Source organism: Granulibacter bethesdensis CGDNIH1 (assembly GCF_000014285.2).
Classification (GTDB): Bacteria; Pseudomonadota; Alphaproteobacteria; order Acetobacterales; family Acetobacteraceae; genus Granulibacter; species Granulibacter bethesdensis.
Window position 1 is genome coordinate 861,802 of sequence record NC_008343.2, and the last position, 12,923, is coordinate 874,724.

Here is a 12,923-nt window from a genome sequence, read left to right on the forward strand (position 1 = left end):
CGATCAGCTTTCCGGCTTCAGAATGATGGTTGCCAGTGGTGGTAGCGTCAGTTGCAGGGATGCGGGATGGTGATGGCTGGGCGTTGCATCCGCCATGCGTCCCCCGCCATTGCCGGTATTGGAGCCGCCATAAATTCCCGCGTCCGTGTTGAGAATTTCCCGCCAGTATCCACCCTGCGGCACACCAATTCGATAATCATGACGTGGTACGGGTGTCAGATTGCACACCACCAGAACCGGAGCATCGGAATCTGCTCCGTACCGCATATAGGCGAAAACGCTCTGCGTCCTGTCGTCGATCACCAGCCATGAAAAACCATCCCACGCGCAATCCTTGCGATACAGGGCCGGTTCCGCGCGATACAGCATGTTCAGATCGGCCACCAGACGTTGAACACCCTGATGGTTCGGGCGGTCCAGCAGATACCAGTCGGTACCATGGCCTTCGCTCCATTCCTGTTCCTGGGCAATCTCGCCGCCCATAAACAGCAGCTTTTTGCCGGGATGCGTCCACATGAAGCCATAATAGGCACGCAGATTGGCAAAACGCTGCCATTCATCGCCCGGCATGCGCCCAAGCAAGGAACGTTTCCCATGCACGACTTCATCATGCGAAAGCGGAAGAACAAATTTCTCGCTGAAGGCATAGACCAGTCCAAACGTCATCTGATCATGATGCCAGCTGCGATTGACGGGGTCTTCCTGCATATAATGCAGCGTGTCATGCATCCATCCCATGTTCCATTTATAGTCGAAGCCCAACCCGCCTTCATGGGCTGGTCTGGTAACACCCGGCCATGCGGTGCTTTCCTCAGCGATCAGAACGGCGCCCGGTGCACGGGATTTCACAACAGTGCTGAGATGTTGAAGGAAACTGACGGATTCCAGATTTTCCCGGCCACCATACATGTTCGGTATCCATTCACCATGCTTGCGGCTGTAATCGCGATACAGCATGGAAGCGACGGCATCGACGCGCAGCGCATCAGCATGGAAATAAGTAAGCCAGTGAACTGCGCTGGAAATCAGGAAGGCCCGTACTTCATTGCGGCCCAGATTATAGATGTAGGTATTCCAGTCGTAGTGATAACCCTCGCGCGGGTCTTCATGTTCGTAAAGTGCGGTGCCATCGAAGCGGGCCAGCCCATGCGCATCAGTGGGAAAATGCGCAGGTACCCAGTCGAGAATAACGCCGATACCCACTTCATGCAGTCGGTTCACCAGAGAAGCAAAGGATTCCGGTGTGCCGAGACGTGCCATCGGCGCAAACTGCCCGAGCGGTTGATAGCCCCATGAACCGCCGAACGGATGTTCCATGACCGGCAGAAATTCGACATGGGTAAAGCCCAGCGACTGCACATAGGGAATCAGCCGATCGGCAAGAGTGTTCCAGTCTCCACATTTCGCCGGCATCCAGGAGGTTGGATGAACCTCATAAATCGAAATCGGCTGGTCAGCCGCCTGTAATCTGCCGCGCTGCTGCATCCATTGTTCGTCCGTCCACTGAAACGGAGCAGGGGAGGCGACGATCGAAGCCGTGGCAGGAGGAATTTCCGCATACCAGGCCACCGGATCGGCTTTCAAAGGTAAAAGCTCTCCGTTCGGGCCGAGCAATTCGTATTTATAGATCGTTCCTGCGGTCAGACCGGGAATGAACAGCTCCCATACCCCTGCCTCCACGCGTTTGCGCATGGGGTGGCAGCGGCCGTCCCAATGGTTGAAGCTGCCAATCACGGAGGCACGGGTGGCATTTGGCGCCCATACCGCGAAACGGACCCCTTCGACCTCCCGTCCGTCCGGACTGTGCATGGTGGTGACATGGGCACCCAAAACACGTCCTAGATCCTCATGCCGCCCTTCAGCCAGCAGGTAAACATCCAGATCGCCAAGCAGATTAGGAAAAACATAGGGATCATCTATGATATCCGTCCCGGTCGCGGTCACGATTTTCAGGCGGTAACCTGTCCTGCCCGGCAGACGGGCGGCAAAAATTCCGTCGCCATGCACACGGTGCAGTGTGGCGATCTCCTGTCCACTCTCCGGATTTATCGCCACCACGCTGGTGGCTTCAGGTTGGAAGCTGCGCAGGACCACACCCTCACGGGTGGTATGGATGCCCAATACGCTGAACGGATCGCCATGCCGGCCATGTATGATCGCGGTGGCTACATCGGGATGGATGAGGGTGTCTGGGTCCAGCGCATTCATTCAGGAATGTCCTTCATCGGTAGCCGGAGAGGAGGGGGATGCACCGAAAACCAGATGGTACAGCCCCGCCACTGGAATGCCGATCCAGCCCGGCCGGTTGGCGGCTTCGTAGCGTATTTCGTAGGCAGCTTTTTCAATCAGGAACAGCGTCAGCAGTGGCTCGATCCCTTCCGGCTGAACCCAGGGCGTATCTGCTGAACGCAAAACCTCCAGATAGGCATCAAGGAAACTGCGTGTGGCACTCTGCCGGAACTGTTGCAACAAATGATCCCGTCGTTCCGTCATCTGTGCAGCGCCGGCAATGGTCAGCGACATGCCGCCGGAGGAGGCCGCATAGTCAAAACTGCGCAGCAAACCCGCAACGTCTCGCAAACCATTGCCTTTGGCGCGTCGCTGCTCCAGCGGACGGGCAGGCTCGCCCTCGAAATCGATCAGGTAGGCGTCATCCTGCACGACCAGCACTTGTCCAAGATGGAAATCCCCGTGAATCCGGGTCTTTATTGCGCCTGCTCCCTTTGTGGCGAGTGTATCGAGGCGTTCTACTATTTCCGCCTCCTGAGCTAGCAGAGCTCTGACCTGATCGGCAGTTTCGTTGGAAGCAAACTCCGTCATGCCATGTAGCAGGCGGAAGGCGTCGCGCACCTGTTCCCGCGCACTGTCGGCCCAGCCCTGCAAGTCATGGACATCGACGGCAACAGGGCTGAAATCAGGATTGTCATCGGGCCATGTCAGGATCGCATGCATTTCCGCAAGACGACGGCCGATAGCGGAGGCCAGCACATTATAACCGCCGAACAGGTCACTTTCCGTTGTGCCACTGCGACCGGTGACGGCATATTCCTCCACCGCCCGGCTGAGGAAATCCAGCGTCCATTGCCACGCATCGCCCTGATTGCGTACGAAGCCCTGTGCCAGCGCCAGCGTATGCGGTGTGCCATCGGGGCCGATCCGCACCATCTCGCCATAAAGCGGTGCTGTATTCGCAAAGCCGCGTTCAGTCAGCACCCGCGTCATCTCGCCCTCGGGATGGATACCGCTGCTGACACGACGGATCAGCTTGAAGACGATCGTTTCTCCCAAAATCAGCGAAGAATTGGACTGTTCGGCTGAAAGACGGCGAATTTCCGGATCCGGCGGCAAAGTAAGCTCCGCCAGAAGGGGGGTCGGACGAAATTCTATTGTGCCATCATCCACGCTCAATGAGCTGTGATTATTGGCAGCACGGCGCAGGCTTGTCATCAGTGCGCCCGTCAGGCTGTCCACCGCGAAGGCATCGGTAAGATAGCCCACCCTTCGTCCACGTCGTACACGGGCCAGGGCAAGCTGTGCGACCAGCGGGCTGCTGATATCATCCTCCCACACAATACCGAGTGGAAGCGTATAACGTTCGGTAAATGAGCCGAGCTGAACTTCGACCTCACCCAGCAGCACCGGATCACCCTCATGGCCGCCGAGGCGCGCCATGTAGGCAAAGCGTGCGGCTTTGACCCTTTCGCCTTTCGCGCCGAACCAGCGCCGTTTGGGCAGATAGGCGGGGAGGCTTTCAGTTTCCAGAATTTTGCGGTTCTGTGCTTCCAGAACCTCGCTGATGTCGGAACGGATCACCACCGTTGCATAATCCGGCAGGGATTCGGATGGGGGCGTGTACCAATGTGGCAGATGCTCGCTCTGGGCCAGCACGAACCAGAAGAAACCATAAGGGGGTAGCGTCAACAGATACGGCAATTGCCCAACGGGGGGAAAAGCAGAGCCACCGACCATGTCCACCGGGACGCGTCCACTGAAGGCGCTGATGTCCAGCTCGACTGCCTGCGCCGAGCGGGACAGATTGCAGATACAGAGAATGGTCTGCTCATTGCCGCTATCCTCATGTTCACGCAGATAGGCCAGAACTTTACGGTTCTCCGGATACAGGAAACGCAGCGTGCCGCGCCCGAAAGCCGTGAACTGCCTGCGTACCGCCAACATGCGGCGCATCCAGTTCAGCAGGGAATGCTGGTCCGCTGCCTGTGCTTCCACATTGACGGCCTGAAATCCATAGACTGGGTCCATGATCGTCGGCAGAACCAGTGCTGCCGGATTAGCACGGGAAAAACCGCCATTGCGGTCGCTGGACCATTGCATCGGCGTGCGCACCCCATCACGGTCGCCGAGATGGATATTGTCGCCCATACCGATTTCATCGCCGTAATAAATAACCGGCGTTCCCGGCATGGAGAGCAGCAACCCGTTCATCAATTCGATACGGCGGCGGTCATGTTCCAGCAGCGGTGCCAGACGGCGGCGAATGCCCAGATTGATGCGTGCCCTTCGATCAGCAGCGTATGTGCTCCATAGATAGTCTCGTTCGCTATCCGTGACCATTTCCAGCGTCAACTCGTCATGGTTGCGCAGAAACACCGCCCACTGACAGAGAGCTGGAATTTCAGGTGTCTGCCGCATGATGTCGGTGACCGGGAAGCGGTCCTCCCGTGCAATGGCCATATACATGCGGGGCATCAGCGGAAAATGAAACGACATATGGCATTCATCGCCCTCGCCGAAATATTGCTGCGCGTCTTCCGGCCATTGATTGGCTTCTGCCAGCAGCATTCTGCCCGGCGCATGCGCATCGAGTTCTGCGCGAATGCGTTTCAGAATATCGTGCGTTTCAGGAAGGTTTTCATTATTGGTGCCCTCGCGCTCCACCAGATAAGGCACGGCATCAAGGCGCAATCCATCAACACCAATATCCAGCCAGAACCGCATCACCGACAGAACTTCCTGCAAGACGCGGGGATTGTCGAAATTCAGATCAGGCTGATGGGAGTAGAAGCGGTGCCAGAAATAGGCTTTGGCCGTTTCATCCCATGTCCAGTTGGATTTCTCTGTGTCGAGAAAGATAATTCTGGTGCCGCTATATTTTTTGTCGTCGTCGGACCAGACATAAAAATTGCGTGCTGCCGATCCGGGCTTACTTTCCCGGGCTTTTTTGAACCATGGGTGTTGGTCGGACGTATGATTGACCACCAGCTCCGTAATCACCCTCAGCCCGCGCGCATGGGCTTCGGCTACAAAGCGGCGGAAATCGGCCAGTGATCCGTAATCTTTATGGACCCCCCTGTAATCGGCAATATCATATCCGTCATCGCGCCGGGGAGAAGGATAGAAAGGCAGCAGCCATATGGCCGTGACCCCGAGCTCGGCAATATAGTCGAGTTTTGAAAGAAGTCCTTTAAAGTCACCAATTCCGTCATTGTCGCCATCGAAGAATGATTTGACGTGCAACTGGTAGATGATTGCATCTTTGTACCAGAGCGGATCTTCAATGGGTGACAGTGCGGTGTTTTTGCTCATGTGAACTCCAATCAACTTGGTCTTCAGGCCAGTCAAAGCACAAGGAAAAATTTGGTCAGACTTCCCGCCGGCAGTGTTGTCAGATGGCGGATCTGGCGCGCCAGATGGCATAGGGGCGCGTCCATGGATCAAGCCGGATATGCTGGATCTTTCCGGTCCAGATGAAATCATCGCCGGAGATGAGATCCTCCATCACAAGTGAACCGTGATCGGGAAGATTCCAAAGCCAGAGAGGTATTTCGATGTCTGTTTCCTGAGCATTGAAAGGGTCGACAGTCACCGCAATCAGCAGAACATTTTGCCGGTCGGGAGTCGCTTTTTCATAGAACAGGACGGCATCATTCCATGCCGTCAGAAACCGCACCGTCAAATGGGATTGAAGCGCCGGATTGTCACGCCGCAGACGATTGAGCACGCGAATGTCGTCGACGATATTGCCGGGGCGATCCCAGTCCCATGCCTTGATCTCGTATTTTTCGGACTCCGCATATTCTTCCTTGCCGGGCAGGGCACGGCCTTCGCAGAGTTCAAATCCACTGTAAACGCCCCACAATCCCGATAATGTTGCTGCCAGTGCAGCACGGATACGAAAACCAGGGCGTCCGGATGTCTGGAGAAAAGTGGGGTTGATGTCCGGCGTATTGACGAAGAAATTGGGCCTAAAAAATTCCCGCGTTGATGTGCCGATCAGCTCCTGCAAATACTCCGCCAGCTCCGCCTTGCTATTGCGCCAGGTAAAGTAAGTGTAGGACTGGGAAAAACCGATTTTCGCCAGACGATACATAATTTTGGGCCGGGTAAATGCCTCGGCCAGAAACAGCGTGTCGGGGTGGGTTTTACGTATTTCCGCAATCAACCATTGCCAGAAGGGAAACGGTTTCGTGTGTGGATTATCCACGCGGAAGATCCTGACACCCTCCGTTACCCACATCATGACTACATGATAGAGGGCAACCCATAAATCAGGTATCGCCTTGTCGCTGTAAAAATCGACATTGACGATGTCCTGATATTTTTTGGGCGGATTTTCAGCATATTTGATCGTGCCATCCGGGCGCCATGCGAACCAGCCTGGATGCTGTTTCAGCCATGGGTGGTCGGGGGAACACTGCACCGCGAAATCCAATGCCAATTCCAGCCCGTGTCTTGCGGCCTCATCGCGCAGATGCCGGAAATCCTCCAGTGTTCCCAGTTCAGGATGAAGGGCGTCATGGCCGCCCACCTCCGATCCGATGGCATAGGGGCTGCCGGGATCGGTATCCGAAGGTGTCAGGGTATTATTGCGCCCTTTGCGGTTTTGCCGACCAATGGGATGGATCGGAGGGAAATACAGCACATCAAAGCCCATATCGCGGATACGGGGCAGATGTTTTTCTACATCCCGGAAGGTGCCATGGCGCTCCGGATCATCGCTCATGGAGCGTGGGAATATTTCGTACCAGCTTGCAAAACGTGCCGCCTGCCGCTCTGCTTCGACAGGATAAAAGGCTGAGCGTGTCCGGAATGGACGAGGATCAAGGGAAGCCAGATGCTCTGCCGTGCCGGGTGCCAGCAGAGCAGCCCGTGTGGCTTGATCATCGGCATAGGTAAGGGCTTTCAGGCCATCCGGGACATCAGCGTGTCCCTCGATCAGGCGCTCGACCAGTAATCTTCCTTCCTGAAGCTCCAGTGTGATGTCGTTTCCGGCTTCGTATTTTTTGCGCAGTTCCTCGCGATAGGTGCCGAATTCATCTCGCCATGCCTCGATACAGAAGACATGGTCTCCCAGCCTGGTCAGGGGGAAGGAACCCTGCCACCGATCATTGCCCAGCGGCTGCATCCGGCTTTCATGCCAGCCGGTTTCATCCTTTGCGCGCCATAATACGCTGACTGCCTGAACGTCATGGCCTTCGCAGAGAATATCCGCTTCCACTGTGACGGTTTCACCGACGGTGCGTCGGGCGGGAAAGTCTCCGTCATTCACAGCGGGGCTGACATTTTCAATGGCAATCCGTGCCCAATGGCTGGCATTCAATGCTGAGTCGATGACGGAAAGCGACGCCCTCTCGACAATGGGAGGAGCGGGCGAAACCTCGATGTCCACCGTGCCGAGCGGGCTGATGGTGATCGGAACAGGATTGCGCAGGGAAAGCGCTGTGCGGGACGCGGCCAGCAGATCAGCGGGAGGGGTGACACTCGATGTCGTGCTGGTATTTACCAGCAGGAGACGTCCCGACCCATCAGTTCCGCTGCGCAGGCACGCGATCAATTCTGCACCGGGCGCACTGATCAGCACGGCGCTACGACTGAACCTGGCCAGAAAATGCGCCCGATCATTGGCCTGACGGAGGGCGATATTGCGGGCGGAAGCCTGATCATCCGCCTGCCCCCATGAAGCCGTCACCGACAGACCGGTGCCCAGGATGGCCGCCAGTTCAGCCTGAAAGATAAAGCGGGTATCATCGTCATGCTCCGGCAGCGGATGAATCACCGCGGCAATCCGTTGCAGGGCAGCCAGTTCCCGCCAGAACCATATCCCGATCCCATCCCACCAAGGATAGGATGAAAGAACATGGGTCAGGCCTGTCTGCTCGAAATCCTGAAGACGATGAATAGGTGTTCCGGCCATATCCCCGATCAGCAGCCTGCCTTCCCGAGATGCCAAGTCGGTGAAATGACGGATTGCTGCCGATGAGGCGTCCTGCAATCCGCCAATCAGGAGGCCGTCCAGCGTGTCCAGAATGGGAGAAAGAGATGGCAGAGCATCCAGATCACCAGTGTCGATACCCAAAATGACGCCAATGTCTGCCGCACGCGCCTGTCGTATCAGGCTACTGAGAAGGGGAACACTGATCCCGCCCGCATCTGCCGCAAAGTGGGCCGTTACCACGACATGGGTAAATCCGTCCTGCCTGAATTGGACCATCCGGTGCAGGGTGCTCTGCCAGTCCTCCTCCCGCTCCAGCGCTGGGAGGGCCGGGAGGCGAGCCAGGGTGACGGCTTTTGCCCCTGTCATATGTTGACTGACTGGCTTGGCGATCTGATCCAGAACTTGCATGGATACGGTGTCTGCTCCGAAAAGAGGGACGTCGATCCTGTCGACACTTCTCCCCAGAAAGCGCCTCGCAGCGGAATGGGTTCCTCACCGGAAGCTCAAGTAGGGGGGAAGGCACCGTGCTTATTGACCCGCAGGCATGCCTTCACCCCAATGATACACCACCTGTCACTGCCTGATAGGTCGTAATGGCGAGTGTCATCGGTTCGAAAGGTTTGGTGATGACAAAAGCCGGTTCCGTATGCTCCCCGGTCAACAGACGCTCCGGATAGGCCGTCACGAAAATCACCGGTGCCTGATGGTGCGCCAGAATACGGGAGACAGCCTGCATGCCATCTCCACCCTTGCCAAGGTTGATATCGGCCAGAATCAGGCCGGGACGGTGTTTCAGGGCCATCTCCACGGCTTCCTGCTCCGAGGCTGCCAGCCCGACGACATGATGGCCGCAGCTTTGCACCAGCTCTTCAATATCCATCGCGATAATCGGCTCATCCTCGATAATCAAAACATTGGCCGAAGCGGCATTACGCAGATTGCTGCGCGCATCCGCCAACAGGGAGGCCGCCTGATCCTTGCTCAGGCCCATAATCGGTCCGATCGCCTCCACCGGAACTTCCTCCAGATGGGAAAGAAGAAGACTCTGCCGCTGCTGGATCGAAAGCGGCCCATGATCTGATGGGGCTTCGGCAGAAAACTGCTGTGTGACCCAATGATACAGCCCGAAACGGGCATTATCCTGTGGATAACGCGACTCTGCAGCGGTCAATGCCTGCCGCAGGCTGGAGGCAACAAGGGCATCGCCTTTTTCCTGATTTCCGGCCAGCGCTCTGGCGTAACGGCGTGCATAGGGCAGGGCTTGAAGCAATTCATCGCGGGACAGGCTCTGCATCCGTATCATTCCTTGGCTCTGCGCTTGCGCATGCGCGCGCCGCTGTTACTGTGCCCCCATGACACGACAACCGCGTCACGCGGGTTCTCCTTTATCATCCGCTTCTCATTCGCGTGCCGTGAAACCTGCTCCGGGACCGGGGGAGGAGAATCAGGCGTCGCTGTCGGATGCTGACCAACAGCATGGCGCGGCTGAACTCCGCGTGCAAATAGCAACTTTGTTGCCGGAGTTGCGTGGCTATGCGCGGTTTCTGGCCAGGGACCGTCATGCCGCGGATGATCTGGTGCAGGATGCCGTTCTGCGGGCGCTGGGTGCGCTTGATCAGTTTCAGCCTGATACCAGCCTGAGAGCATGGATTTTCACTATTCTGCGGAATGTTTTTTATGAGCAGGCCCGCCACCTCAGGACAGAGCGCAGGGTGCTGGAAGATGTCGGGCAGGCCGGAGAGAGCATGGGCGTTGCCTTCCATATAACGGAACAGGATCAGCGTCAGGATCTGAAAGATATCGAAAAGCTGATCTGGTCGTTATCACCACTGCTGCGGGAAGCATTGATGCTGATCGGGGCCCATGGAATGGAGTATGAGGAGGCTGCCAGAATCTGTGGAGTTTCGGCCGGGGCCATGAAGGTCCGCGTCTCTCGTGCCCGGCGGATTTTGAGCCAGGCGGCAGAATATGGGGTCAGTGAGAATGATTAAGTTATTGAAAAATATACTTTAAAAATAAAAAGAGGCGGTCGGGATTTTTTTGGTATCGGCCGATGTAACCTTTTTTCTCCTGCTTCATTGTCCTCATGAAGACAGAAGGAAAAACCCTATGGCGACCGAGAGCTTCCACGATCAAGTGATAGCTATTCTGCCGAAACTGCGGGTTCAGGCACTGTTTCTGACCAGGAATCGGGCAGTGGCTGAGGATCTGGTGCAGGATGCGGTTTGCAATGCACTGTCCGCCAGCGAGAGCTTCGTTCCAGGAACCAATTTTGCAGCCTGGATGCATCGAATCTTGCGCAACCGATTTATTTCCAATCTCCGCAAACGCCGCGATATCACGGATATTGATGACGTGCCGGCATCATTTTTTGCAACAGACGCAGCCCATGAGGACCGTCTGGCGCTGAAGGAACTTGGCAAGGCAATGGAGCGCCTTCCGGTTGATCAGCGTGAGGCGCTCGTCATGGTCGTCATCCACGGCATGAGCTATGAAGACCTCGCCGAGGCAACCGGTTGCGCTGTGGGGACTGCTAAAAGCCGCGTTTTCCGGGCGCGCCGTCAGCTGGAGGCCTGGCTGATGGGTGAAGACCGCTCCGAAGCCGCCCGCGACGGGAAAGTATCCCGTATTGCGACGAAGAAGGCGGCTACTGCACAACATGATTTGCGTGGTTTACAGGCACAATGAACGGCCGGGCATCAACCAGAAGGTTGATGCCCATTGGCTAAGTCCATGCCAGTGCAGTATGCTGATCCCAGCCGATAGGCTGGTCGGTAATCATTGCCAGCCGCATAAACCAAGAAATATCGTGTCGATGAAAAAGCGGAAGGATGACAGGCCTGCATCAGAATCCGGTTCCGCGAAGACCGATGGGGCCTTTGATCTTTGGCTCCAGCGTAGTCTGCATCAGATTTTTGACGATATCGCAAAAGAACCAATACCGGAGGAGTTGCTGCGTCTGATCGAGAAGGATCGTGCAAAATAAGGCATGTTCGGCAGCCGGCCAGCCTCATCTGTTTTCTTTTGGAAGATTATGGCTGTCGATGAGGGGTTCTTTCAGAATCCGTCTCATGGGGCTTGTTCTGCTCGCTGTTGCTCCTGTTTTTGTACGTGCGGTCTCTATTGAATGGTCGAATTACCGGCATTCTTCTTATCATGCTGAATTAGCCGCTCTGGATACTGTTACCGAATATCAGCACTCTTTTCTTCGCCAGATAAACGGCACGCAGGAGGTTTTGAAAACCTTGTCTCCCGCGGTGCTGGAGTTCGTGCAGCACGATATTGCCTGCTCTACCTTACTTGAGACCGTCCAAGCCTTGAAAAAAGGAAGCATTCTCTGGCTGGCTGTTTTTCAGCCGGGTCGGGGTAATTTATGTGACAGTGTCACAGAAGATCAGCCCGCTCCATCACAGAGCCTGCTTGATGGGATGATCAAAGATAAGTCTTTGCCGGCTTATGAGGAAAAAAATTCCCCGCAAAATGCGCCCGAATGGCATGTCATCATCCGGTATGCTCTTTCCGGCCAGAATGTCGGTCCATGGCTTTTGAGCGATATGCGTTTGCACATTGCTCCCAAATTTGCAGATTCCCATGTCTGGTTGATCGACAAAGGTAAAGGGGTGGCGGGGGACATTGAAAATGGTCTTCCCCGATCTGTGCCGCTGCTTTCGTTGCATGACAGACAGAACACTGTCTTTTCCGATATGTCGCGTAGTGGGGAACATTCCGCATACGGGTATGTTGCGTTGACAGATCAAACTGGTTTTCTGCTGGGTCTGTCAGAGGGAAGAAATCATTTCGCCGCCTACCGGGTTTTCATATCACGGGTGGGAGAATTTCTGCTGCTGGTGCTGTGCGGTCTGCTGGCTGTCTGGATCGCCACCGATCTGAGCGTTACCAGACCCCTGCGACGGTTCACGCATCGCGTGATGCAGTGGCGCACCATGGATATCGAGGATGTCAGCAAAGATCTGCCGCTTCCTTCTGAGCTTCGTGCCTTGTCTGACACATTTGATCAGGCGGTTATTGCCGTCAGACAAAGGGAAAATGAGCTGACCACAGTTCATAAACAGCAAGAATTGCTGATGATGGAAATTCATCATCGGGTCAAAAATAACCTGCAAATCATTGCCTCCCTGCTTAATCTCCAGTCATCCCGCATTCGCCTGCCTCAGGCGAAGGCGGAGTTTCAATCGGCGCGTGATCGCGTGCGGGCGCTCGCGACGTTACACCGGCATCTTTATACGCAGGGAGAATTACAGGCGATCAATATGCGCAGCTTCCTGAATGAGTTGTGTGAGCAGCTGTTTCAGGCATTCGGGGAAGTGCCGGGTGAGCGCATCAACCTGCATATCGAGGCGCCGGAGGTGCGTATGACCAGTGACCAGGCTGTGCCTTTGGCCCTGATTGTCACTGAAGTCGTCAGCAATGCCGTCAAATATGCTTTTCCTGACCAGCGGAAAGGGAGCGTTCTGGTGCGTCTGACAGTCGAGAATGACGATGTCTGTCTGGTCATTCAGGATGATGGGGTCGGCCTCAACACTGCGCCCGTCAAAGTGGAGGCAGATATGCGTGATGGGCTGGGACGGCAGTTGATAAAGGGCTTTTCCCGTCAGCTTGGTGCTGCTCTGGATGTCTCGGCAGAGGGCGGCACACGCTATGAGTTGCGGGTCAGGCTACGCAATCACGGGCGCAGATACTCTGCCTCGGAGGAGGCTGATCTATCGGTAGAGGATGATGAGAGCTAAGG

7 protein-coding genes are annotated in these 12,923 nt (G+C 55.9%); 3 read left to right on the forward strand and 4 right to left on the reverse strand.

The genetic code is table 11. The features are described from left to right. Positions 1 to 3: 3 nt before the first annotated feature. The 4 genes from glgB to GBCGDNIH1_RS16240 all read right to left on the reverse strand — a co-directional run bounded on the left by glgB (position 4) and on the right by GBCGDNIH1_RS16240 (position 9,467). Positions 4 to 2,208, reverse strand: a complete 2,205-nt coding sequence (glgB, locus tag GBCGDNIH1_RS16225) for a 1,4-alpha-glucan branching protein GlgB (RefSeq protein WP_011631457.1) — start codon at positions 2,206 to 2,208, stop codon at positions 4 to 6. Beyond that, entirely contained in the window at positions 2,209 to 5,544 is a 3,336-nt protein-coding gene (gene treS, locus GBCGDNIH1_RS16230) for a maltose alpha-D-glucosyltransferase (protein ID WP_011631458.1), read from the reverse strand. It abuts the gene before it with no gap. A 79-nt stretch (positions 5,545 to 5,623) separates the two neighbouring features. Next, positions 5,624 to 8,581, reverse strand: a complete 2,958-nt coding sequence (locus GBCGDNIH1_RS16235; protein ID WP_011631459.1) for an alpha-1,4-glucan--maltose-1-phosphate maltosyltransferase — start codon at positions 8,579 to 8,581, stop codon at positions 5,624 to 5,626. A gap of 142 nt (positions 8,582 to 8,723) precedes the next feature. Continuing rightward, positions 8,724 to 9,467, reverse strand: a complete 744-nt coding sequence (locus tag GBCGDNIH1_RS16240; RefSeq protein WP_043452734.1) for a response regulator — start codon at positions 9,465 to 9,467, stop codon at positions 8,724 to 8,726. Between the two features lie 118 nt (positions 9,468 to 9,585). Here GBCGDNIH1_RS16240 and GBCGDNIH1_RS16245 point away from each other — a divergent pair, with 118 nt between their 5' ends. The 3 genes from GBCGDNIH1_RS16245 (at position 9,586) to GBCGDNIH1_RS16260 (ending at position 12,921) form a co-directional block, all read left to right on the forward strand. Next, positions 9,586 to 10,164 carry a sigma-70 family RNA polymerase sigma factor gene (locus tag GBCGDNIH1_RS16245; protein WP_232449678.1) on the forward strand — a complete coding sequence of 193 codons (579 nt, stop codon included), beginning with the start codon at positions 9,586 to 9,588 and terminating at the stop codon, positions 10,162 to 10,164. Between the two features lie 118 nt (positions 10,165 to 10,282). Then, positions 10,283 to 10,861 carry a sigma-70 family RNA polymerase sigma factor gene (locus tag GBCGDNIH1_RS16250; RefSeq protein ID WP_025319265.1) on the forward strand — a complete coding sequence of 193 codons (579 nt, stop codon included), beginning with the start codon at positions 10,283 to 10,285 and terminating at the stop codon, positions 10,859 to 10,861. A 383-nt stretch (positions 10,862 to 11,244) separates the two neighbouring features. Then, positions 11,245 to 12,921, forward strand: coding sequence for a sensor histidine kinase (locus GBCGDNIH1_RS16260; protein WP_025319264.1), 1,677 nt, complete (start codon positions 11,245 to 11,247; stop codon positions 12,919 to 12,921). Positions 12,922 to 12,923 lie beyond the last annotated feature (2 nt).